This window comes from Sphingobium cyanobacteriorum (assembly GCF_030580935.1).
Lineage (GTDB): Bacteria > Pseudomonadota > Alphaproteobacteria > Sphingomonadales > Sphingomonadaceae > Sphingobium > Sphingobium cyanobacteriorum.
The window spans coordinates 155,035-178,769 of sequence record NZ_JAUQOM010000001.1 but is presented as its reverse complement, the minus strand read 5'-3'; the positions used below and the strand labels follow the sequence as shown (position 1 = coordinate 178,769).

19 protein-coding genes and 2 tRNA genes are annotated in these 23,735 nt (G+C 65.7%); 6 read left to right on the top strand and 15 right to left on the bottom strand.

What is annotated here, in order from left to right; all coding sequences use genetic code 11:
- Positions 1 to 6 precede the first annotated feature (6 nt).
- Entirely contained in the window at positions 7 to 678 is a 672-nt protein-coding gene (locus Q4610_RS00810; protein WP_304534122.1) for a L,D-transpeptidase family protein, read from the bottom strand.
- A gap of 52 nt (positions 679 to 730) precedes the next feature.
- Positions 731 to 2,998 (bottom strand): NADP-dependent malic enzyme, encoded by a 2,268-nt coding sequence (locus Q4610_RS00805; protein ID WP_304534121.1) that lies wholly within the window; start codon positions 2,996 to 2,998, stop codon positions 731 to 733.
- A gap of 197 nt (positions 2,999 to 3,195) precedes the next feature.
- Between Q4610_RS00805 and Q4610_RS00800 the strand changes: the two genes are divergently transcribed.
- Positions 3,196 to 3,822, top strand: a complete 627-nt coding sequence (locus tag Q4610_RS00800) for a glutathione S-transferase family protein (protein WP_304534120.1) — start codon at positions 3,196 to 3,198, stop codon at positions 3,820 to 3,822.
- 308 nt (positions 3,823 to 4,130) lie between these two features.
- Complete coding sequence (gene alaS, locus Q4610_RS00795) at positions 4,131 to 6,809, top strand: alanine--tRNA ligase (RefSeq protein WP_304534119.1); 2,679 nt, start codon at positions 4,131 to 4,133, stop codon at positions 6,807 to 6,809.
- Between the two features lie 166 nt (positions 6,810 to 6,975).
- On the opposite strand, the gene Q4610_RS00790 is transcribed toward alaS, so the two are convergent.
- Both Q4610_RS00790 and Q4610_RS00785 read right to left on the bottom strand, forming a co-directional pair.
- Positions 6,976 to 8,781, bottom strand: a complete 1,806-nt coding sequence (locus tag Q4610_RS00790) for a DUF885 domain-containing protein (RefSeq protein ID WP_304534118.1) — start codon at positions 8,779 to 8,781, stop codon at positions 6,976 to 6,978.
- Positions 8,782 to 8,815: 34 nt separating this feature from the next.
- Positions 8,816 to 9,727 carry a beta-1,6-N-acetylglucosaminyltransferase gene (locus Q4610_RS00785; protein ID WP_304534117.1) on the bottom strand — a complete coding sequence of 304 codons (912 nt, stop codon included), beginning with the start codon at positions 9,725 to 9,727 and terminating at the stop codon, positions 8,816 to 8,818.
- Between the two features lie 327 nt (positions 9,728 to 10,054).
- On the opposite strand from Q4610_RS00785, the gene Q4610_RS00780 reads away from it, so the two are divergent.
- On the top strand, positions 10,055 to 10,267 hold the full coding sequence (locus tag Q4610_RS00780; RefSeq protein ID WP_304534116.1) for a hypothetical protein: 213 nt from the start codon (positions 10,055 to 10,057) through the stop codon (positions 10,265 to 10,267).
- A gap of 6 nt (positions 10,268 to 10,273) precedes the next feature.
- Here Q4610_RS00780 and Q4610_RS00775 read toward each other — a convergent pair.
- From Q4610_RS00775 to moaA, 4 genes are all read right to left on the bottom strand, one after another.
- Positions 10,274 to 10,348: transfer RNA gene (locus Q4610_RS00775), tRNA-Asn, on the bottom strand.
- A 168-nt stretch (positions 10,349 to 10,516) separates the two neighbouring features.
- Positions 10,517 to 10,591: transfer RNA gene (locus Q4610_RS00770), tRNA-Asn, on the bottom strand.
- Positions 10,592 to 10,668: 77 nt separating this feature from the next.
- Positions 10,669 to 11,445, bottom strand: a complete 777-nt coding sequence (locus Q4610_RS00765; protein ID WP_304534115.1) for an NAD kinase — start codon at positions 11,443 to 11,445, stop codon at positions 10,669 to 10,671.
- Positions 11,442 to 12,449: a GTP 3',8-cyclase MoaA gene (moaA, locus tag Q4610_RS00760; protein ID WP_304534114.1), complete on the bottom strand. Its 1,008-nt coding sequence runs from the start codon at positions 12,447 to 12,449 to the stop codon at positions 11,442 to 11,444. Before moaA ends, Q4610_RS00765 begins: the two co-directional genes overlap by 4 nt.
- 128 nt (positions 12,450 to 12,577) lie before the next feature.
- Here moaA and Q4610_RS00755 point away from each other — a divergent pair, with 128 nt between their 5' ends.
- Positions 12,578 to 14,593, top strand: coding sequence for a putative bifunctional diguanylate cyclase/phosphodiesterase (locus Q4610_RS00755; protein ID WP_425262510.1), 2,016 nt, complete (start codon positions 12,578 to 12,580; stop codon positions 14,591 to 14,593).
- Positions 14,594 to 14,710: 117 nt separating this feature from the next.
- Here the strand turns inward: Q4610_RS00755 and Q4610_RS00750 are convergent, their stop codons facing one another.
- From Q4610_RS00750 to Q4610_RS00720, 7 genes are all read right to left on the bottom strand, one after another.
- Entirely contained in the window at positions 14,711 to 15,496 is a 786-nt protein-coding gene (locus Q4610_RS00750; protein ID WP_304534112.1) for a phosphoadenylyl-sulfate reductase, read from the bottom strand.
- Positions 15,489 to 15,929, bottom strand: coding sequence for a DUF934 domain-containing protein (locus tag Q4610_RS00745; RefSeq protein WP_304534111.1), 441 nt, complete (start codon positions 15,927 to 15,929; stop codon positions 15,489 to 15,491). The genes Q4610_RS00750 and Q4610_RS00745 overlap by 8 nt, the downstream gene beginning before the upstream one ends.
- The gene (locus tag Q4610_RS00740) at positions 15,922 to 17,553 is read right to left on the bottom strand and encodes a nitrite/sulfite reductase (protein ID WP_304534110.1); all 1,632 of its coding nucleotides are present in this window, start codon (positions 17,551 to 17,553) and stop codon (positions 15,922 to 15,924) included. The genes Q4610_RS00745 and Q4610_RS00740 overlap by 8 nt, the downstream gene beginning before the upstream one ends.
- A gap of 3 nt (positions 17,554 to 17,556) precedes the next feature.
- Positions 17,557 to 17,853 carry a DUF2849 domain-containing protein gene (locus tag Q4610_RS00735; RefSeq protein WP_304534109.1) on the bottom strand — a complete coding sequence of 99 codons (297 nt, stop codon included), beginning with the start codon at positions 17,851 to 17,853 and terminating at the stop codon, positions 17,557 to 17,559.
- A complete protein-coding gene (gene cobA, locus Q4610_RS00730) occupies positions 17,850 to 18,659 on the bottom strand; it encodes a uroporphyrinogen-III C-methyltransferase (protein WP_304534108.1) in 810 nt (269 codons plus the stop codon). The genes Q4610_RS00735 and cobA overlap by 4 nt, the downstream gene beginning before the upstream one ends.
- Before the next feature lie 85 nt (positions 18,660 to 18,744).
- The gene (astD, locus tag Q4610_RS00725) at positions 18,745 to 20,178 is read right to left on the bottom strand and encodes a succinylglutamate-semialdehyde dehydrogenase (RefSeq protein ID WP_304534107.1); all 1,434 of its coding nucleotides are present in this window, start codon (positions 20,176 to 20,178) and stop codon (positions 18,745 to 18,747) included.
- 64 nt (positions 20,179 to 20,242) lie between these two features.
- Positions 20,243 to 21,643 carry a protein adenylyltransferase SelO gene (locus Q4610_RS00720; protein WP_304534833.1) on the bottom strand — a complete coding sequence of 467 codons (1,401 nt, stop codon included), beginning with the start codon at positions 21,641 to 21,643 and terminating at the stop codon, positions 20,243 to 20,245.
- Between the two features lie 38 nt (positions 21,644 to 21,681).
- On the opposite strand from Q4610_RS00720, the gene Q4610_RS00715 reads away from it, so the two are divergent.
- A complete protein-coding gene (locus Q4610_RS00715) occupies positions 21,682 to 22,551 on the top strand; it encodes an alpha/beta fold hydrolase (RefSeq protein WP_304534106.1) in 870 nt (289 codons plus the stop codon).
- Positions 22,544 to 23,689, top strand: a complete 1,146-nt coding sequence (locus Q4610_RS00710) for a glycosyltransferase (RefSeq protein WP_304534105.1) — start codon at positions 22,544 to 22,546, stop codon at positions 23,687 to 23,689. Before Q4610_RS00715 ends, Q4610_RS00710 begins: the two co-directional genes overlap by 8 nt.
- The last annotated feature ends 46 nt before the right edge of the window (positions 23,690 to 23,735 follow it).

Sequence of the window (23,735 nt, the reverse complement as noted above, 5' to 3'; positions counted from 1 at the left end):
CGCCGGCTATCCCACCTTCGCCTTGCTGACATCCAGCATCTTGCCATCGGTGATGACGACCATGTCGCCGGTCCTGGTGACGCCGAACAGCTTCTTTGCAAAGGCCGTCGGCACGCCGATGCAGCCATGGGTGCCGCGCCCCCATTGCACGTCGCTGCCATGGATGAACACACCGTCGCTGGTCAGCCGCTGGGCGAATGGCATCGGCGCATTGTCGTAGGTGCGCGAATAATAGTCGGCATGTTTCGCCATGATGGGGAAGGCGCCCAGCGGACTGGGCTTGTCGGTCGCGCCATAGAGGATCACTGCCGCGCCGATTTCATAACCGTCGCGAAACACCGACAATGTCTGGGCGCGCAGGTCGACCGTGATGATGACCGGCCCGGTCGCGGGCGCGCCGGTTTCGTCCCAGGCATAATCGCCATGGCGGAAGGGGCCGTCGATCTGGAGCACCCGCTTCACCCGCAGCGCGTTGGGGTCGACCGTCATGCCCTGGTCGCTGCGCCGCTCGACGGGTTTTGCCGGGGTTGCCGGCGCGGGCTTGACCGCAGCCGCCTGCGCTGGCGGTGCATCCTTGCCCGCCGGCCGGTCGATCCACTGCATCGCCGCCAGCGCGCCGCCGCCCAGCGCCAGCACAGCGATCAGCTTGGGTGCGATGCTTCTGAACATACCCGCCATTATCGTCCTCATGCCTCCATTGCCGCGACAGCCTAGGGGCAAAAGGTTAAGTTCAGCCTTCCCGCGCCACTTCCGCCGCCGCGATCGCGGTCAGGTTCAGGATGCCGCGCGACGTGACGCCGGGCGTCAGCACATGGATCGGCTTGGTCAGGCCCATCAGCATCGGGCCGACCGTCGGCGAGCTGGAGGCCGCCGACAGGGCCGTCAATGTGATGTTGGCCGCATCCAGATTGGGCATGACCAGCAGGTTCGCCGGGCCTTCAAAGCGGGAATCGGGGATCAGCCGTTCGCGCAGCGCCTGGCTGAGTGCCGCGTCCGCGTGCATTTCGCCGTCCACCGCCAGGTCGGGCGCGGCGTCGCGCACCAGCTTGAACGCCTTGCGCATCTTGCGCGCGCTGTCGGTGTGCGACGCGCCGAAATTGGAGTGGGACAGCAACGCCGCGCGCGGGGTCAGGCCGAAATGCCGCAATTCGGCCGAAGCGGCCAGCGTCATTTCCGCAATCTGTTCCGGCGTCGGATCGGGCACCATATGGGTGTCGGTGATGAACAGCGCGCCTGCGTCCAGGATCAGGCCCGACAGCGCATAGACGCGGCTATGTTCCTGGGTCCGGTCGATGATGCGCAGCACATGTTCGACCTGGCCCCAATATTCGGACCGGCCGCCGACCAGCGCGGCATCGACCCGGCCCGTGCGCAGCAGCATGGCGGCGGTGATGGTCGGGCGACGATAGACATGGCGCAGGATTTCGTCGGCCGGAACACCCCGGCGTGCGGCGATGGCGCGATAGGCTTCGACCAGTTCGCCCATCACCAGATGGTCGGTTTCCGGGTCGATCACTTCGACATCGCGGTCCAGATCCAGGTTCAGCCCCATGTCCGGCAGCTTCTGTGCCAGGATGCGGCGACGCGCCACGATGGTCGGGCGCACGATGCCTTCGTCCAGCGCGTCGCGGATCGCGCGCAGCACACGTTCATCCTCGCCTTCGCCATAGGCGATGCGACAGCCGGTGCCGCGGGCGGCGTCGAACACCGGCAGCATCAACTGACCCGACCGGGCGCTGTGACGCGACAGCGCGCGTCTGTAATCGTCCAGGTCCAGCGTCTTTTTCGCGACACCGCTGTCCATCGCCGCCTTCGCCACCGCGACCGCGATCTCTCCGATCAGGCGCGGGTCGAAGGGCGTCGGGATGATATAGTCCGGCCCGAACACCAGCTTGCGCCCGCCATAGGCCTGCGCCACGCTGTCATGCGCGGGCTTGCGGGCCAGGCTGGCGATGGCGTCTGCGGCGGCGACCTTCATCGCCTCGTTGATCTGGGTCGCGCCCACGTCCAGCGCACCGCGGAAGATATAGGGGAAGCACAGGACGTTGTTGACCTGGTTGGGATAGTCCGACCGGCCGGTGGCGATGATCGCGTCCGGGCGCACCTCACGCGCGGCCTCCGGGCGGATTTCCGGTTCCGGGTTGGCGAGCGCGAAGATCAGCGGATTGGGCGCCATCAGCGGCAGCCATTCCGGTTTCAGCACGCCCGGCGCGGAAAGCCCCAGGAACAGGTTAGCGCCCGGCAGCACGTCGGGCAGGGTGCGGGCATTGGTGGTGCGGGCATAGCGCGCCATGTTGGGCAACATGCCCTCGCGGCCCGAATGAATGACGCCGTCCTTGTCGGTCATCGTCACATTCTCGACCGGCAGGCCCATCGACACCAGCAGGTCGACGCAGGCGAGCGCCGCCGCGCCCGCGCCCGATGTCACCAGCTTTGCGTCGGCCAGCGTCTTGCCCTGCAACACCAGCGCGTTGCGCACGGCGGCGGCCACGACGATGGCGGTGCCATGCTGGTCGTCATGGAATACCGGAATGTTCATCCGGGCCTTCAGCCGCGCCTCGATCGCGAAACATTCGGGCGCCTTGATATCTTCCAGGTTGATGCCGCCGAAGGTCGGCTCCATCAACGCCACGGCCTCCACGAAGGCGTCCGGGTCGGTGGTGTCCAGTTCGATGTCGAACACGTCGATGTCGGCGAATTTCTTGAACAGGACCGCCTTGCCCTCCATCACCGGCTTGGACGCCAGCGCGCCGATCGCGCCCAGGCCCAGGACGGCGGTGCCGTTGGAAATGACGGCGACCAGATTGCCGCGCGCGGTATAGTCCATCGCCTTGTCGGGATCGGCGGCGATCTCCTCGCACGGCGCGGCGACGCCGGGCGAATAGGCCAGCGCCAGGTCGCGCTGGTTCACCATGCGCTTGGTCGGCTCTATGCGCAGCTTGCCGGGCTGGGGATAGCGGTGATAGTCGAGGGCGGCGCGGCGTGTATTATCGTCCATGTGATGGGCCTTACTGACTGCGTTTCATCAGGGCAACCCAATGCGACGTATCACGGCCAGGGTTCCCGCGTGAAATGCGGCCGGCCCGCGGCGCAATCTGCCGCGCGGGACAGCAGGGGCAGGCGGAGGGCGTCTCCCCGTTGTGCACCGCCCCATGCCGGGTTACGCCTTCACCGACCCAGGCCAGGGGAGCCGTCATGACCATCATCGTCCATCATCTCAACAACAGCCGTTCGCAACGCATCCTCTGGCTGCTGGAGGAACTGGGCGAACCCTATGAAGTCCGCCGCTATGAGCGCGACGCCAGGACGATGCGCGCACCGGCGTCGCTGCGCGCCGTGCATCCGCTGGGGCGTTCGCCCGTCGTGGAGGTGGACGGCCACGCCCTGATCGAAACCGGCGCGATCATGGAGCATCTGGTCGCCCGCGCCGGAGGGCGCTTTGGCCCGCCCGTCGATGCCGAAGGCGCGATCCGCTATCGCCAATATATGCATTATGCCGAAGGATCGATGATGCCGCCGCTGCTCGCGCTGCTCATCATCGGCAAATTGGGGCTGCTCGGCCGCCCCGCGCGCGCGCCGGTGCAGAAGATGCTGGACGATCATCTCGACTGGCTCGAAAGCGAACTGGCGACCCGCCCCTGTTTTGCGGGAGACAGCTTCACCGCCGCCGACATGATGATGAGTTTTCCGCTGGAAGCATCCCGCGCGCGGGGCGGCCTGAACGAGTCGCGCCCGCACCTCCTGCGCTGGCTGAACGACATGCACGCCCGACCTGCCTATCAGGCGGCGCTCAGGACAGGCGGCGCCTATGCCTATGCCTGACCGGCGTGATTTTCGGATCCGCCGGTATCGAAGTGAGGAAGCGATCCATCCATCCTGCCTTTTAAGGGAAGGATGAGGCTGCTGCGGCAAGGAAGATCATTTCGCGATGTATCGCTGGCGCACAAGGCGTGGTGATCGGGTCAGCCCCATTGGGTCACGGGGATCGTCCATGGGCGTTGTTGGCGATCCAGGCGAGGCTGGACAACGACCATCCTTTGGAGTGAGCAGTTTGCCTCTGCTCCAATGCAAGTGGTGCACGACCAAATCCCCCGCTTGTGCGGCGGGCCGCTTCCCACTAAATCGCCCCCATGACCTCGACCAACGACATTCGCCGCTCCTTCCTCGACTATTTCGGGGCCAACGGCCATACCATCGTCCCGTCCGCGCCGCTGGTGCCGCACAACGACCCGACGCTGATGTTCGTCAATGCGGGCATGGTGCCGTTCAAGAATGTCTTTACGGGCCTTGAAACGCGCCCCTACAAGACCGCCACGTCCAGCCAGAAGTCGGTCCGCGCGGGCGGCAAGCATAATGATCTCGACAATGTGGGCTATACCGCGCGCCACCATACTTTCTTTGAAATGCTGGGCAATTTCAGCTTTGGCGACTATTTCAAGGAACAGGCGATCACCCATGCCTGGACGCTGCTGACCAGGGAATGGGGGCTTCCGCCCGAAAAGCTGACCGCGACCGTCTATCATACCGATGATGAGGCGTTCGACCTGTGGAAGAAGATCGCCGGCCTGCCCGATCACAAGATCATTCGCATTCCGACCAAGGATAATTTCTGGGCGATGGGCGACAGCGGCCCCTGCGGTCCCTGCTCGGAAATCTTCTATGACCATGGCGACCATATCTGGGGCGGCCCTCCGGGATCGCCGGAAGAAGATGGCGACCGCTTCGTCGAAATCTGGAACCTCGTTTTCATGCAATATGAGCAGGAAGCGAACGAGATCGTCAGCGAACTGCCCAAGCCCAGCATCGACACCGGCATGGGGCTGGAGCGCATCGCCGCCGTCATGCAGGGCGTGCACAACAATTATGACACGGACACGTTCAAGGCGCTGATCGCGGAATCCGGTGCGATCACCCGCACCGCGACCGACGGCGACTTGCAGGCCAGCCACCGCGTCATCGCCGATCATCTGCGCTCCACCAGTTTCCTGATCGCGGACGGCGTGCTGCCGGCGAACGAAGGGCGCGGCTATGTCCTGCGCCGCATCATGCGCCGCGCCATGCGCCACGCGCACATCATCGGCGCGAAAGACCCGCTGATGTATCGTCTCGTCTCCAGCCTCGTCTCCGAAATGGGCGGCGCCTATCCCGAACTGGTCCGTGCCCAGCCGCTGATCGAGGAAACGCTGCTGCGGGAGGAAACCCGTTTCCGCAAGACGCTGGAAAACGGCCTGCGCCTGCTGGACGAAGCCACCGCCGGTCTGGGCGAAGGCGCGACCCTGCCGGGCGAAACCGCGTTCAAGCTCTACGACACCTATGGCTTTCCCTACGACCTGACCGAGGATGCGCTGCGCACCCAGGGCCTGTCGGTCGACCGTGCCGGTTTCGACGCCGCCATGGCGGAACAGAAAGCCGCCGCCCGCGCCGCGTGGAAGGGATCGGGCGACAAGGCATCGGACGAAATCTGGTACGACATCGCCGAAACCCTCGGCAGCACCGAATTTGTCGGCTACGCATCGACCAGGGGGGAAGGGCAGGTTCTTGCGCTCATCCGGGATGGCGTGCGCGTGGATCGGGCCGTGGAAGGGGAGGATGTTGTCATCGTCACCAACCAGACGCCTTTCTATGGTGAAAGCGGCGGCCAGATGGGCGATGCGGGGATTATTTCCAATGGCGCGCTGACCGCCACGGTTGTGGATACGGCCAAGCCATTGGGCCGCATTCATGCCCATCGCGCCCATATTGATCGCGGCGGCATTGCCGTACAGGATATGGTGCAACTGAGCGTCGATACCGATCGCCGCGACCGCATCCGCGCCAACCACAGCGCCACCCATCTGCTGCACGCCGCCCTGCGCAAGGAACTGGGCGCCCATGTGACGCAGAAGGGCAGCATGGTCGCGGCCGAACGCCTCCGTTTCGACTTCTCGCACCCCGAAGCCCTGACCCATGTGCAGATCGCGCGGGTCGAGGCGGACGTGAATGCCCAGATCCGCCATAATGAGGAGGTCACGACCCGCCTCATGACCCCGGACGACGCCATTGCGGCGGGCGCGATGGCGTTGTTCGGCGAAAAATATGGCGATGAAGTCCGCGTCCTTTCCATGGGCGCAAAAGGTCTTGGGCCAGACGACCATCATTATTCGGTCGAACTGTGCGGCGGCACCCATGTCCGCGCCACCGGCGACATCGCGCTGTTCAAGATCGTGTCGGAAAGCGCCGTGTCATCGGGCGTCCGCCGGATCGAGGCGCTGACCGGCGAAGCCGCGCGCCTGTGGCTGGTCGACCGCGACGACAAGCTGCGCCAGACCGCCAATGCGCTCAAGACCTCGCCGGAAGATGTGCTGCCCCGCATCACTGCGCTGGTCGAACAGGGTCGCAAGCTGGAGCGTGAACTGGCCGAAGCGAAGAAGGCGCTGGCGCTGAGCGGGTCTGCGGGCGGTGGCGCATCAGGCGCGGCGCCGGCTGGTCCCGAAAGGATCGGCGCTGTCGATTTCCTGGGGCAGGTCATCGATGGCCTCGATCCCAAGGAATTGCGCGGCATCGTTGACAGCCATAAAAAGACTTTGGGCAGCGGCGTGTCCGCCGTGCTGGCCGTGGTCGACGGCCGTGCCACGATCGCTGTGGGCGTCACCGACGACCTGACCGCCAGCATCAGCGCGGTCGACCTCGTCCGCGTCGGCGTGGAAGCGCTCGGCGGCAAGGGCGGTGGCGGCCGTCCCGACATGGCGCAGGGTGGCGGCCCCGAAGGTGACAAGGCGCAGGCCGCGATCGACGCGGTGAAGGCCGCGCTGGCGCAGGTGCCGGCGTAAAATCTGGAAACGGACGATCTATCGCGCCCTGTTTCGTCCTGTCGCGCTTTATTGCGTCATTGCGAGCGCGGCGAGGCAATCCATCGTCCCGCCATGGATTGCTTCGCCGCGCTCGCAATGACGGCGCCTACAGCCCATCTTGCTTCATGAAGCCCCGCTGACGCATTCAGCCCTTCGCTGCCTTCGCCCGCGCGGCGACGCGCTGCTCCAGCATTGACAGCGGCATCGCGCCTTCCTCAAGAATGGCGTGGAACTGCTTGAGATCGAAGGCTTTGCCCAGCTCGGCCTGTGCCGCCGCGCGCGCCTTGCTCCATACGCCATGGCCGACCTTGTAGCTGGTCGCCTGACCCGGCTGGGTGCAATAGCGCTCGACCTCGCGCTGGCAGCGGGGACGGGCGAAGCCGGTCTTTTCGACCATATAGTCGGTCGCCTGCGCGCGGGTCCAGCGCTTGGCGTGGAGGCCAGTGTCCACCACCAGCCGCGCGGCGCGGAACAGGAAGGATTGCAGATAGCCCGCCCGGTCGATCGGCGTCGCATAGCCGCCCAGTTCGTCGGCCAGTTGCTCGGCATAGAGCGCCCATCCTTCGGTATAGGCGCTCATGAAGGCGGTCTTGCGCAGCATCGGCACGTCGCCGGCGGTCTGCGCCGTCGAAATCTGGAGATGATGCCCCGGCACGCCTTCATGATAGGTGAGGGCGGGCAGGCCATATTTCGGCCAGTCGCCGACATCCTTCAGGTTGATGAAATAGATCGCCGGGCGCGACCCGTCGAGCGCGGCGCGGTTATAATAGCCGTTGGACGCGCCATCCTGAATCTCCACCGGCACCGCACGGATTTCCAATGGCGTATCGGGAATGGTCGCAAAGGCACTGGGAAGTCTGGATTTCATTGCATCGACATCGCGATTGAGCTGGGCCAGCAGCGCGGCCCGGCCCTCCGCGCTGTCGGCATAGAGCTGGGCCGGGTCGACATTGAGCGCGGCCAGCCGCTCGCCGATCGTGCCATGGGTGCGGCCCGCCCCTTTGAGGATGGTGTCGAGCTGGGCGCTGATGTCCGCGACCTGTTCCAGCCCCATGGCGTGAATCTGGTCGGCGGACAGGTCGGTCGTGGTCGCCTGCTTGAGTGCCGCTGCATAGATTTCATCGCCGCGCGGGGTGCGCCACACGCCGTCCCCGGCCGCCGTCCCGCCCTTGAGCGCGGCGATCGCGGCGATCTGCTCGTCCAGTGCCGGGTAGATGGCTTTCTCCACGATCGCGCTCGCCTGCGCCTGCCAGTCGCCGGCAATGCCCTTGGCCGCCGCGCGCCGGACCAGCGACTGCACCATCGAACTGTCCGCCGCCGGCTGGCCGCGCAGCTTCTGCATCTGGCCCAGCGTCAGGTCGAGCGACCAGCTCGGCGCCAGATAGCCGCGCGCCGCCTCGTCCCGCTGGAGCGCGGTGTCGGTGCGCAGATTGCGCGCAAACGCATCGAGCCGCGCGACATAGGCGTCGCAATCCGCCGCCGCGCTGATCGTGTGCGACGTGTTGAGGAAATCGGGCGTCGAAAAATAGCTGCCGCCCTGCTGGAAGATGCGATAGGGGCGCTGCACGCTGTTGAGGCCGAACCTGGCCGGGGCAACGGTCTGCTGGTCGAGCGCGTAGAGGATGACGTCGAGGTTCAGCCTCTGCGCGTCGGACAGGCTGGCCGCTGTGAAGCCCTCCAGTTCCCTGATCGCCGTCTGGGTCGCGGCCAGTTTCTTCATCATCCCCGACCGGCTGTTGTCGTCGATCTGGCTCTTGGCCATCGCCCGCCCGCCCTTGTCGAGGCCAAGGCTCGTGACCAGGGTTGGCGACAGGTCGAGCTGGCGTTCGAAGATCGCGGCGAAGGCGGCGGACAGGCGCGCGTCGTCGCTCCCGGCCTGGGCCATTGCGCGCGGCGCGGCGGCGGCCAGCGCGGCGGCACCGGTGGTGGTCAGAAACTGTCGGCGATCCATGGGGCGACTCCTTATCTTTGGATAGGGAGACGTTTTACGCCGGGGATATGATCCGTCCAGACGCTTGTAACATTGTTGCGTGCACACTGCCGGGGGCGGGCAGGGTCTGGGCGGCGGGCGTCAGCAGATGGGCTTCCAGCAGGTCGAGAATATGGCTGTCCTCTTCCGCGTCGAATTTGCGGGCGAACAGGTCCGGGCTGAGCGTCAGCCGCAATGCGTCGCGCGTGACGAAGGTGCGTGGCCGCAACTTGATATCCCCATCGGGAATCCAGTCGATCGTGCGCAAATCGTCGTTCACGATCCGGGTGTCGGCAAAGGCGTTCATCATCAATGTCTGGAAAAAGCCTTCGTCGGCGATCAGGGTGCGACGATAAAATTGCTTGAACCGGCGCGCGGCGGGATTGTGGCAGGCAAAAGCGCAGAAATCGCGCGTGACCGCTTTCCATTGGGTGCCGATATAGGGGGTGACGGCGGCCATCGGGCGACGCGCGATGCCGGTCCGCACGATCCGGTTGAAAATTTCCAGAAAATAATGGCTCAGGCGATTCATCGTGTCGGGACGGACGGCCTGTTGCGGGACCGCGCGGATGAATTGCGCGCCGTCGTGGCTGGCCAGAAAATCGGCGATATAGGCCTGCGACTTGAGCGGAAAATCCTGCCCGCTCAGGTTGATGAAATAGCGCCAGTCCGCATTCATTTTCAGCAGCATGGCCATGCCCCGCAATTCGGCGTCGACCAGGCTGTAACCGCCCCACAGCATCTTGCGCGACGGCAGCATGGCGACGTTCACATAGGGTTTCAGAAAGGCGGCAATGTCCGCTTTCATCGCCGGCCCCGATCGCTGATCGACATGGATCAGATAATGGTTGCCCGGCACATGGATGGCGCGGAACATCCGCTTGAACTGGTCGGGAAAGCGGTGAACGAGGATCAGATAGGCGATCATGCGGGGCGTACTCCATCGGGCCGCATCGGGTCGATCGACCGATGCGGTGCAGGTGTTTCCAGCCTTTTGGAAAAGGATCGAACCATGGCTCGACCGGCACAGGGGGGCAGGTCGAAGCGAGGCCGCCCCGGCCCTGTGCCGAACAGGGCATATAGGGATCATGCAGGGCGATTGTTAGGGCTGCCGCCTCAATCGCGCCCTCGGACGCGCCGGAACGCGCCGCCACCCGCAGGAAGCGGCGCTTGCCCCTGATGCAGCGATGTCGCATCGGATGGACTCATCCGATGACTGGGAAATCGCGTAACATCAGAAAGCTGGAGCGGTCATATGATGGAAATGCGCTTGGGATGCTCCGTGTCGCGGGTGGCGATCCATGCGTCACGCTGCCATCCATCGCCGTCTGACCGATCGACTGAACCGGAGGGCGCCCATGGCTGCGCCGACAAGGGTGCACAGTATGGCGAAACACGATCAGAGGTGATTTCCCCTTTTGTGCTTTTGCATGGCAAAGCACCGGAATTACAGGAAAATCTGCTCTGAAAAATGTGGCTCCCCGAGTAGGATTCGAACCTACGGCCATTCGATTAACAGTCGAATGCTCTACCGCTGAGCTATCGGGGAGCAACCCGCTTTCGCTGGGCAGGCCGCGCCTATGCCTTGGCGCGGCGGAAATGGCAAGCGCTTCCGCGCATCGGAAATGTCAAATATTCGAACGGTTGACAGATCCCTGTGTCACGGAACGGATCATCACGATGTCAGGATGGCATCAGCCATTCGGGCTGAAAAATGTGGCTCCCCGAGTAGGATTCGAACCTACGGCCATTCGATTAACAGTCGAATGCTCTACCGCTGAGCTATCGGGGAGCAACCCGCTTTCGCTGGGCAGGCCGCGCCTATAGCAGCGGCTTTCCGAACATGGCAAGCCGCAATGTCATAAAAATTCACGCGATAAACTGCTCTGCGGCGATGCGATCGTCCAGCGTATGTTCGGGGTCGAACAACAGTGTCAGCGGCGTCGCGCGATCGATGCCGACATCGACCTGCGCCACGTCGCGGACTTCGCGCTGGTCGGCCACGGCACTGACCGGCCGCTTGACGGGGTCGAGCACGGTGAAGCGGATCGCGGTGTTTTCCGGCAGGATGGCGCCGCGCCAGCGCCGGGGGCGGAACGGGCTGATCGGGGTGAGCGCGACCAGCGCCGATCCGAGCGGCAGGATCGGGCCATGGGCCGACAGATTATATGCCGTCGATCCGGCCGGGGTCGCCACCAGCACGCCGTCGCATACCAGTTCGGGCAGCACGGCGCGACCGTTCACCTGCACTTCCAGCTTGGCGGTCTGGCGGGTTTCGCGCAGCAACGACACTTCGTTGATCGCGGGGATCGAAAAGCGCTCGCCATCGACGGTGTCCACCGTCATGCGCAGCGGGTTGACCTTGAAGCTCTTGGCCTTCGCCAGCCTCTGTTCCAGCCGTTCCAGCCGCCATTCGTTCATCAGGAAGCCGACCGTGCCCAGGTTCATGCCAAATACCGGCACGGTGCGCCGTCCTTCCAGCATCGCATGCAGCGTCTGGAGCATGAAACCGTCGCCGCCCAGGGCGATGATCATGTCGGCCTGGTCGACCGGTACGAAATCATAGGTGGCGCGCAACCGTTCCTCCGCCGCCCGTGCGGCCTGGGTGGGGGACGCGACCAGCGCGCGCCGGATGTCATCGCTCATCCGCCGGTGACGCTCATATGCCGACGGGTGGCGGGGCGCGCGCCTGCGCCGATGCGGAAATCATGGGCGGCAGGTTTCAGCCGCAGCGCCCGGTCGATCAGCGGTTCGACGGCGGGCAGGCCGCCTTCACGCAGCGCAGCCTTGAAATCCACATGATCCTCATGGCCCAGGCACATGAAAATCTTGCCTTCGCACGTCATGCGGATGCGATTGCAGTCGGCGCAGAAATTGCGGGTGAGGGGGGTGATGAGGCCAAGCTTGACGCCCATATCCTCGACCGCATGATAGCGCGACGGGCCGCCGGTGCGATAATCGATCGGGGTCAGCGCATGATGCGTTGCGATCATCGCGGCAACGTCCGTCAGCGGCAGATAATGATCGGTGCGGTCCTCGCCGGTGTCGCCCAGCGGCATGGTTTCGATCAGGGTGAGGTCGAAACCCTGATCGTCGCACCAATGCAGCATGGGCAGGATTTCATCCTCGTTCACGCCATTCAGCGCGACCATGTTGATCTTGACGGCAAGGCCGGCGTCTTTCGCGGCATGAAGGCCGTCGAGCACCTGACCGATCCGGCCGCCGCGCGTGATATGGGCGAAGCGATCGGGATCGCGGCTGTCCAGGCTGACATTGATCCGCTGCACGCCGGCATCGGCCAGCATCCCGGCATGCTCCGCCAGCCTTGTGCCGTTGGTGGTGAGGGTCAGTTCGTCCAGCCCTTCGCCCAGATGGCGAGCGATCCGGCGGACCAGATCGCCGATATCGCGCCGCACCAGCGGCTCTCCCCCGGTCAGGCGGATCTTGCGGATGCCGCGCGCCACGAACAGGTCGGCGAGCAGCGCGATCTCCTCCAGCGTCAGCACCTGATTTTTCGGCAGGAACTGCATCTTTTCCGCCATGCAATAACGGCAGCGCAGATCGCAGCGGTCCGTGACCGAAATGCGCAGATAGCTGATCCGGCGGCCAAGGCCGTCGGTCAGTGCGCGCGAAGGATCGACCATGACCATGGAGCCTTAGCTAGGCGATGGACCTGTTCTGCGCAAGCGCCGTGCAAGCAGCGCGGTTGCAGCGATGGCAAGAGGTCGGTAACGGCTTGATGTTAAGCCGTTGCGATGCGCGGTGCCGGGGAATGAATGTGGGAAGCGGGGATCAGAGCGGTGAAGGCCAGCGCAGCCTGTTCATCCTGTCGCCGGGCGACCGGGACGGGCTGAGCTACGCCGCACAGCGCATTGGATGGCGTACGATCGGCGCGCGCCGGTCCAGGGATGCGCCGCAGCGCTATCTGCGCAGCGAGGCGCAGGTCGCGCTGGTCGATTTGCGCGGGGGCGGCGCGAACCAGTTGCTGGCGCCGCTGGTTCCGGCGATGGAGGCGGGCGGCGGGGCGTTGCTGGTGCTGGTCGAGCCGGAGCATCAGGACCAGATTCCCGCGCTGCTAGCGGCGGGCGCGACTCATTATCTGGTCGCGCCGGTGACAGATGCCGGGTTGCACGCGGCGCTGGCGTCGGCCCATCGGCTGGTGGAGCGGCTGGGCGGCGGGGGACAGCATAGCCAGCGGGCGCAGCGCATTCGACGCGGGGACGCGCTATATTGGGATTTGCCGCGCGGTAGCGGGGTGCTGCGGCTGAGCGACAGTCTGGCGCGGCATCTGGGGCTGGCGGAACCCTATATCGCGCCATCGGCCCTGCTGCGCCGTTTGCCGCGGGTCGAACGGCGCGGGATATTGGCGGCGCTGAACGCCATGCGCCGCGCCGGGCGTCCCGCCGCGCTGGCGCATGCCCTGCCCGACCGGCCGGGCCAGCGGCTGGTGCATCATCTGCGCATGGCCGACGGGGCGATCGCGGCGGATGTGGAATGGCTGTCCGACGGGCATGAACGCGATAGCGGGAGCCGCGACTATCTGACCGGATTGCGCTCGCGCCCGGCGGCGCTCGACTGGCTCGATGGCCGGGCGGGACTGCCGACGACGATCCTGCTGCTGTCGATCAGCCAGTTCGACCGGATGAACGCCGCCTATGGGCAGATGGTGGGGGACGCGCTGCTGGGGCGCATCGCCCGGCGGATCGAGCGCATGGTCGATGATGTCGCCCCCGGCGCGATGGTGGCGCGGATCGCCGGCACCGAATTTCTGGTCGGCCTGATCGGCGAAGCGGCGGGCAGCGACCGGGCGACCTTTCTGGCGCGGCAATTGATCGGCGCGGTGGGGCAGCCGTTCAGCGCGGGCGACCACCTCATCCGCCTGATCGCCCGTTGCGGCATCGCGCAGGCGCGGGCGGAGGATGACGCGACCCAGTTGCTGCGCCGTGCGGGCACCGCCTTGTCGGACGCCCGGCAGGGCGGGGGCGAGGGCATCCGCATCCTGTCGACCGACCGGCAGAGCCGGCAGGTCGATGCCGACCGGCTGGAGACGGATCTGCGCCTGGCGCTCGACCGGGGGGAAATCGGCATCGTGTTCCAGCCGCAATATCCGGTCGACAGCGACCGGATCAGCGGGGTGGAGGCGCTCGCCCGCTGGAACCACGCCCATTATGGCCCGCTGGGGGCGGGCATCTTGTTCGCCACGGCCGAACGATCCGACTATATGCTGCCCCTGTCGGCGCATATTCAGGCGGAAGCGTTGCGTCAGGCGGCGGCATGGCCGCGCGCGCTGTCTGACCTGCGCCTGTCGATCAATGTGACGGCGGCGGATATCGCCCAGCCACAGTTCATGCCGGGATTGCTGGCGCTGGTCGATGGCAGCGGTTTCCCGCGTTCGCGCCTGACGGTGGAGATTACCGAGAGCGGACTGATCGAGGATGTCACCGCGGCCGGCGCCTTGCTGACGGCGCTGCGGGCCGAAGGGCTGAGCGTGGCGATCGACGATTTCGGCACCGGCTATTCCAGCCTCTCCTACCTCAAGAACCTGCCGCTCGACTATCTCAAGATCGACAGCGGCCTGGCGCAGGATATCGCCGGCACGGCGCGGGACCGGATCATCGTGCGCGGGGTCATCCACATGGCCAAGTCACTGGGGCTGAAGGTGATCGCCGAAGGGGTGGAGACGCAGGAGCAGCTCGACCTGCTCGCGCGGGAAGGGTGCGATTATTATCAGGGTTTCCTGCGGTCGGCGGGTGTGTCCTCCGCCGACCTCATCAATCTGGTGCTGAAGGGGTAGAGCGCTTTTGCATCAGACGCCGGGACGGGGGCGGGATGATGCCAGATTGCCCCACTTCGCCTTTGGCCCGCTGCGCGCGCAATGACCAGTCAACCCTGTGTCACCGGCTCTGAACCGTCAGAATACTGGCTGGTTTGCCGGGTCGTCAGGGTCCGCAACCGGGATCGGCGACACCGGCGAATGGATGCCGCATTCCACCTTGTCCCAGCCGCGCCAGCGGCCCGCGCGCGGGTCTTCGCCCGGCATCACCTTCGACGTGCAGGGTTCGCAGCCGATCGACAGATAGCCCTGGGCTTCCAGCGGATGGCGGGGCAGGTCATGCTCGGCGAAATAGGCTTCCAGGTCCGCCTTGTTCCAGTCACCCAGCGGATTGATCTTCAATCGGCCATCCTCGACCTCGAACCGGGGCAGGTTCTGGCGCGTCACCGACTGGAACGCCTTGCGACCCGAAATCCAGGCGTCCAGGCCATCCTTGGCGCGCTTCATCGGCTCGACCTTGCGAATGTCGCAGCAGCCGTCCGGGTCGTAGGACCAGCGCAGGCCGGTTGCGTCCTTCTTCGCGATCACCTCCGCGACCGGCGTGACCGTGCGGCTGTCGGTAAAGCCGAACCGCTGGATCAGCGTGTCGCGATAATGCAGCGTTTCCGCGAACATCTTCAACGTATCGACGAAGATCACCGGCACGGTCGGATCGGCTTTCGCCACCAGATCGAGCAGCACCGCGCTTTCCGTGCCGAAGGAGGAGACGACGGCGACATGGCCGGCGAGGCCCTCTGCAAAGACGGTCTTGAGCATTGTGAGCGTGTCGATGCCCTCGAACCGCGCGTTAAGGGCGTCGGCGTCGGCCTGGATAAAGGCGGGGCGGGCGTCGATCACATCGATCTGGCGGGCAGGTTCAGCCATATATTTTCTCCGGATGCCGTTTCGCCCAGACAGGCTGGCGGCCGTCGATCGCCTTTTGGTAGATGTCGGCATAACGATGGAGCGCGCGGTCGACAGCGGCGTCATCCAGCGGCTTTGCGGGGTGGAAACTGTCAAAACCACAGCGACGCATGGCCATGATCTGATCGACCAGCACGTCACCGACCGCGCGCAGTTCCCCCTGATAGCCCGATTCCCGCAGGATGCGCGCAGCCGAATAGCCGCGCCCGTCGCCAAAAGCGGGGAAATGCACTTCGACCAGCGAGAGCCGGTCGAGATGGGGCAGCAATGCCCGCGCGTCCTCACCCGCTTCGATGCGGACGGCGGTGGCGTTGGACTGGCCGGTGAAGGCCTCGACCGTGACGGCGGGTTCCTGCGTGGCTTCACCGTCGCGGAAGGACAGGAACTCAACCATAGATCGCCTCCTTGAAGGGCTTCATGCCAAGACGGCGATAGGTGTCGAGGAAGCGTTCGCCGCTTTCCCGCTGCGCCAGATACAGGTCCGTGACCTTCTCGATCGCATCGACCACGCCATCCTCCGAAAAGCCCGGCCCGGTGATCTGGCCCAGCGACGTATCCTCCGCGCCCGATCCGCCCAGCGATAGCTGGAAATTCTCCACGCCCTTCCGGTCGACACCCAATATGCCGATATGCCCGGCATGGTGGTGGCCGCAGGCGTTGATGCAGCCCGAAATCTTGAGCTTCAGCTCGCCCAGTTCCGCCTGTCGCTCGGCCGCGGCGAAGCGCTGCGCGATCTTTTGCGCCAGCGGGATCGACCGGGCATTGGCCAGCGCGCAATAGTCGAGGCCAGGGCAGGCGATGATGTCGGTGATAAGGTCCAGATTGGCCTCGGCCAGGCCCGCCGCCTCCAGCTTCTGCCAGATGGCGTGGAGGTCGGCCTTTTTGACATGCGGCAGCACCAGATTCTGCGCATGGGTCACGCGCAGTTCGTCGAGCGAATATTGCTCGGCAAGACCCGCGACCAGCTCGATCTGTTCGGCCGACGCATCGCCGGGGATGCCGGTCAGCGGCTTCAGGCTGATATTGACGATCGCATAGCCGGGCGCCTTGTGCGCGGCGACCTGACGATCGACCCACAGCGCGAAGGCGGGATCGGCGCGGTCGATCTCTTCGCTCAGGCCCGTTTCATAGGCGGGCGGCGCGAAGAAGGCGCGGATGCGGTCCAGTTCTTCCGTGGGCGGGTTGAGGCCCAGCGTCCGCATGTGCGCGAACTCTTCCTCGACCTGGCGCTTATACGCCTCGACGCCGATCTCATGGACCAGGATCTTGATCCGCGCCTTGTACTTGTTGTCGCGGCGGCCATAGCGGTTGTACACGCGCAGGCAGGCTTCGAGATAGGAGATGATCTCCTCTTCGGGCACGAAGTCGCGGATCAGCGGCGCGACCATCGGGGTGCGCCCCATGCCGCCGCCGGCATAGACTTCCGCGCCGATCACGCCATCCCTGGACACCAGCTTCAGGCCGATATCGTGCAGCTTCATCGCCGCGCGGTCATCGTCGCTGGCGATCACGCAAATCTTGAACTTGCGCGGCAGATAGGTGAATTCGGGGTGAAAGCTCGACCATTGGCGCAGCAGTTCGGCCCAGGGGCGGGGGTCCGCCACCTCGTCGGCGCTGACGCCGGCATATTGGTCCGAACTGATGTTGCGGATGCAATTGCCTGATGTCTGGATGGCGTGCATTTCGACCGTCGCCAGTTCCGCCAGAATGTCGGGCGCGTCGGCCAGCTTGATCCAGTTATATTGCAGATTCTGGCGCGTGGTGAAGTGGCCATAGCCCCGGTCATATTTCGCCGCGATCTCGCCCAGCTTGCGCATCTGCCTGCCCGACAGCGTGCCATAGGGGATGGCGACGCGCAGCATATAGGCGTGAAGTTGCAGATAGAGGCCGTTCATCAGCCTGAGCGGCTTGAACTGGTCCTCGGTGAGCGCGCCGGTCAGGCGGCGCTGCACCTGGTCGCGAAATTCCTCGACACGGGCGTCGACGATGGACTGGTCATAGCTGTCGTAGCGATACATGGTTCAGATCACCCAGTTGCCGGCGTCGGCATCATTCGGTTTCAGGGTCAGGTCGGGGCGCACGGTCGGCCCCAGCGCGCGGATGCGGTCCTTGATATGAGCCGGGCGCACGCCGTCGTCGGTGATGGTCGCGTCGATCACATAGGCGCCCACCACGCGCAGCGCGGCTTCTTCGGTGCGGGCGAGGTCATCGCCATGGGTGCCCACATCGACGCTGTCGCCCACCTGGCGCGACCAGCCATCGCCCGCCCACCAGATCACGTCGCCGCTCACCAGGTCATTGCCCGTCAGTATCTTCATTCTGCCCTTTTCCCATTCGGCCCGATCGAGGTCAGGTCTTTTTCCATGGCGTCGTGCCAGGCGGCCAGCGCGTCGCGCGCCAGTGCATGGGCCGCCACGTCGCCGACGACGATCAGCGCCGGGCTGACCACCTGTTCCCGCACCACCATGTCGCCCAGATCGGCGAGCAGGGTGCGCAGGCTGCGCATGTCGGCGCGCGTGCCATTTTCCAGCACCGCCACCGGGATCGCCGGCGACACGCCATCGGCGATCAGCTTGTCGGCAATGTCCGCCGCCGTCGCGACACCCATGTAGATGACGAGGGTGCGGCCCTTGCCCGCCAGTCCCGACCAGTCCTGATCGCTCAGCCCCTTGCACTGGCCCGCGACGAAGCTGACCGCGCTCGACGCATCGCGATGGGTGAGGGGGAGCTGCGCCATCGCCGCGCTGCCGATCGCGGCGCTGATGCCCGGCACCACCTCCACCGGAACGCCGGCGGCGCGGCAGGCTTCGACTTCCTCGCCGCCGCGACCGAAGATGAACGGATCGCCGCCCTTCAGCCGCACGACCCGGCGGCCTTCGCAGGCCAGGTCGACCAGCAGCGCGTTGATCGCGTCCTGCGGCATGGAATGGCGGCTGCGCTGCTTGGCGACGGAAATCAATTCCGCGTCGGGCGAAGCCAGCGCCAATATGGCGCCGGATACCAGCCCGTCATGGACGATCACATCCGCTTGCGCGATCAGGCGTGCGGCCCTGATGGTCAGCAGGTCGGGATCGCCCGGTCCCGCGCCGACGAGGTGGACTGTCGAAGATGCTGTATCAGCCATGCTGGCCAGATGGCGAAACTGCCGCCGAAGTTCAATTCAGAATGGGTATGGCGGGGGCTAGGAAATGTTTTGTGCTTCCGGTCGCTCAGTCGCCCATCACGCTGACATCAATGTCCTTGAGGCCCACGCCGATCGACGCGCGCGGCGTTTCGATTTCGGCCGACACCACCGGATAGGCGCAATAATCGGCGGCATAATAGGCGCTGGGCCGGTGATTGCCCGACACGCCCACCCCGCCGAAGGGCGCATTGGACGACGCGCCGTTGGTCGGCCGGTTCCAGTTGACGATGCCCGCCCGGATGTTCGACCAGAACTGATTATATTGATCCGGCGATCCCCCGATCAGCGACGCGGACAGGCCGTAGCGCGTATTGTTCGCCTCCGCGATCGCGTCGCCGAACTCGGCGACCCGGATCACCTGGAGCAGCGGGCCGAACAATTCGACATCGGGCCGCTCCTTCATCGCGGTCACGTCGATGATCGCGGGGCTGAGGAAGGGCAGGCCCTTGTGCGGCCGCACCATATGCTTGATCGGCCGGCCGCCATGGCTCATCAGCCAGAGGAAGCTTTCGGTCAGCCCGTCGGCGGTCTGGTTGTCGATCACCGGCCCCATATAGGGGGTCGGGTCGGCATGGGGATGATCGACGATCAGCCGGTCGGCCAGTTTCTTGACCTCGGCGATGAAGCGGTCGGCCAGGCTGTCCTTCACGATCAGCCGGCTGGCGGCGGTGCAGCGCTGGCCGCTCGACAGGAAAGCGGATTGCACCACCAGCGTCGCGGCCGCGCTGATTTCCGGCGTGTCCCAGACGACGACAGGATTGTTGCCCCCCATTTCCAGCGCCAGGATCTTGGACGGCTGGGCGGCGAACTGGCGATTGATGGCGATGCCGGTCTGGGCCGATCCGGTAAAAAGGATGCCGCCGACATCGGGATGGGCGGCCAGCGCCTTGCCCGCGTCCGCCCCGCCGATCAGCAACCGCACGGCATCGATCGGCACGCCCGCCTCATGATAGAGCTTGACCAGCATCTCGCCCACCGCGGGCGTTTTTTCCGATGGCTTGAACACCACCGCATTGCCCGCCAGCAGCGCGGGGATGATATGGCCGTTGGGCAGGTGCGCGGGGAAATTATAGGGGCCAAGCACCGCCATCACGCCATGCGGCTTGTGCCGCACCGACTGGCGCGCACCCAGCGCCGCCTCCAGCCGTTTCTGCCCGGTGCGTTCGGAATAGGCGGCAACGCTGACATCGACCTTGCCCATCACGGTGGCGACCTCGGCGCGCGCGTCCCACAGCGGCTTGCCGGTTTCGCGCGCGATTAGGTCGGCCAGCGCATCCTCGTTGCGGCGCACGACATTGACGAAGCGGCGCAGTGTTTCGATGCGATAGGCGATGGGCTGCGCCGCCCAGCGCGGCCATGCGGCGCGCGCGCGCGCGACCTCCGCATCGACATCGCCCGGCGCGCCCTGCCAGAGCAGGACGCCGGTTGCAGGTTCATGGGATGTAAGCGACGCGACCATTTGGGCAACAGATATGCCGCAAATTGGTTAAGGAAAGAAGAGAGATAGGCACGGTTTGTCGCACTCAGGCCAGAGGGCCTGGCGCCGCCCCATGCGCGTCCCCCATCCGGCGGATCGCCGCGACCTTGGCGTGGAGCGGCGCCCAGTCGTCATCCCGGTCGATGGCGCTCCAGATCGACTCGACCGTCTCGATCGGCATGGAGCAGGGCGCGTCGTCCGACCAATAGGGATGCGCGCTCGCGCCGGGGACAGGCGCGCAATCGGTGATCGCATCGCGGAACGCTGACCAGGCCGCGTCGCCATAGGCCGCGCCATCGCGCGCCGCGCCGCCGCGCCAGTCGTGAAAGAAGCGGTCGATCGGCGTGCCGGTCGTCACCATGGCGCGCACCGCTGCCTCGATCATCGGGCCGGGGTTCGCGCCCGGTTCGACGCCCAGCCGCCAGCAGAAGCGCCGTTGCATCGCCTCGCCATAAAGCGCGGGGAACCGCTCCAGTTGCGCGATCAATGGCGCCGCCTCCACCAGCGGGCGCAGCGATACCGCCAGTTGCGCCACGTCCCAGTGAATCGCCTCGGCCTGCCGCCCGAACGCATACAGTCCCTGATGGTCGAAATAGGCGGCGGTGAAGCCCGCGTCCCACAGCGGCGTGAAGCGCCACGGGCCATAATCGAAGCTCTCGCCCGTCACATTGATATTGTCACTGTTCAGCACGCCATGCACGAAGCCCGCGACCATGTAGCTCGCCGCCAGGTCGGCGGTGCGCTCGACCACCCGGCCCAGCAGTTGCGCGGGCGGATTGTCGCCCGGCGTCTCGCCATAAAGGCGGGTCAGCGCATAGTCGGTCAGCTTTTCCAGCAGCGCCATGTCCTCGTGAAAGGCCGCCCGCTGGAAGCTGCCGATGCGGATATGCGAATGGCTCAGCCGCACCATCGCCGCGCCGCGCGTGGGCGAAGGCTCGTCATTGCGCTCCAGCGCCTCGCCCGTCTCGATGATCGAAAAGGTTTTCGACGTGTTGACGCCCAGCGCCTCCAGCATCTCGGTCGCCAATATCTCGCGCACCCCGCCTTTCAGCGTCAGGCGGCCGTCGCCGAACCGGCTATAGGGCGTCTGCCCCGATCCCTTGGTGCCCAGGTCCAGCAGGCGCCCGGCCGCATCGCGCACCTGCGCGAACAGGAATCCGCGCCCGTCGCCGATATCGGGATTATAATGGCGGAACTGGTGGCCATGGTAACGCAGCGCCAGCGGTCGGGGCAGGCTGCCCTCCAGTGGCGCGAAACGGCCGAAATGCGCGATCCATTGTGCGTCGCTCACCCCGTCCAGCCCGACCGATGCCGCCGCCCGGTCGTTGCGATAGCGCAGGATCGCCTGTGGAAAGTCCGCCGCCGTCACCGCATCGCCGATGTCGGGCATCAATGTGTCGATTTCGGTCGAGGGGCGATATTTGGCGGCTTGCGGGGGCTGGGTCATTAAGGTGATATGGGGGAAGGTCACCTGAAGGATCAAGCTTGAGCGGTTATAGTGACGGATATTGGTGGTCCCCCGACGGGCTGCGGCTCCATTATCGGGACTATCCCGGTGGAGAGGATGGGCGACCGCCCTTGCTCTGCCTGCCGGGGCTGACCCGCAACGCCCGCGATTTCGAACCGCTCGCGCGGCGACTGGCGGGCGAATGGCGGCTGATCTGCCCGGACATGCGCGGTCGCGCCGAAAGCGCCTATGCCAAGGACGCGATGACCTATGCGCCGCTGACCTATCTCCAGGATGTCGGGCGCCTGCTCGCGGACCTTGCCATCACCCGTTTCGTTGCGGTGGGCACGTCGCTGGGCGGGGTCATCACCATGTTGATGGCCGCGACGCACAGGGAATGGCTGGCAGGGGTGGTGCTCAACGATGTCGGCCCGGTGCTGGACGAAGCGGGCATGGCGCGCATCCGTTCCTATGTCGGCGTGGGGCAGTCGCATCCGACCTGGGTTCATGCCGCCCGCGCGCTGGCGGAAGCCAATGCCCATGTCTATCCCGGCTATGGTCTGGAACAATGGCTGGCCATGGCCAAGCGGCTTTATCGCCTGAACAATGGCGGGCGCGTGGTGCTGGACTATGACATGAAGATCGCCGAGCCGATCCGCGCCATGGGCAGCGAGGCGGGGGTCGACATGTGGCCGGTTATGCAGGCGTTCAAAAGCATCCCGACCCTGTTGTTGCGTGGCGAACGATCCGATCTGCTGGGCGAAGCCACCGCCCTGCGCATGGCGCGCGAGATCGGGGACAGCGCGGAACTGGTCATCGTGCCGGGCGTGGGGCATGCCCCGGTCATGGATGAACCGGAAAGCATGGCGGCGATCGAGCGGCTGCTGGCCCGTGTGCTCCATGGCTGATCTTTCGGACAAGGGCCGGCCGCATATCCTCCACGTCCATGGCAGCTTCACCCTGGGCGGCAAGGAAGCCCGCGCCATCCGGCTGATGAACATCTGGGGTGACAAGGCGCGGCACAGCATCGTCAGCGCCGATCCCGCCGCCATGGGCGCGCGGGACGCGATCGATCCCGCGATCGATGTCGATTTCCCCGACGGGCCATCCTTCGCCGGCAAGCCGGGGCTGGCCCGCTATCGCGTCATCACCGCCTTTCTCAAGCGGTTCGACCTCATCCTGACCTATAATTGGGGATCGATGGATGCGGTCATGGCGCATCGCCTGGCCGGGGCATCCGCCGGCCTGCCGCCACTGGTCCATCATGAGGACGGCTTCAACGCCGATGAGGCCGACCGGCTCAAGACCAGGCGCAACCTGTTCCGCCGGGTCGCGCTGCGACGCGCGCATGGCCTGGTCGTGCCGTCGGTGCGGCTGGAGGGCATTGCCCGCACGGTGTGGAAACAGCCGCCGGGCCAAGTGCATCTGATCCGCAACGGCATCGACGTGGCCCGCTATGCGCCGCCGCCCGCCTGCGATGCCCTTCCCGGCCTTGTCCGCACCCCCGACAAGCTGCTGGTCGGCACGCTGGCCGGGCTGCGGCCGGTCAAGAATATCCGGCGCCTGGTCCGCGCCGTCGCCGCGCACAGGGACCGGCTGCAACTGGTGGTGGTGGGCGAAGGGCCGGAGCGCGACGCGATCCTGGCCGAAGCGGCGGCACATGGCCTGGACGACATGCATATGGCGGGCTTCATGGACCGGCCCTGGCGCTTCGTCGGCCTGTTCGACATATTCGCCTTGTCCTCCGACAGCGAACAGTTCCCGATCTCGCTGGTGGAGGCGATGGCGGCGGGCGTTCCGGCCGCGTCGATGGACGTGGGGGATGTCGCCAACATGGTCGCGCCCGAAAACCGCCCCTTCGTCGTCCCGGACGAGGCGGCGCTGGCGCAGGCGCTGGGCCACCTGGCCGGCGACGCCGATCTGCGCGTCCGGCTGGGCGTCGCCAATCGCCAGCGGGCGGCGCGCGACTTTGCCGAGGACGCCATGGTAAACGCCTATGCGCACCTGTACGGGCAGGCACTGGCCAGCCCCATGATTTTGCGCTAGGGCGCGCCAAATTCGTCATAGACAGCCAAAGCTGCTATAGGGTCGC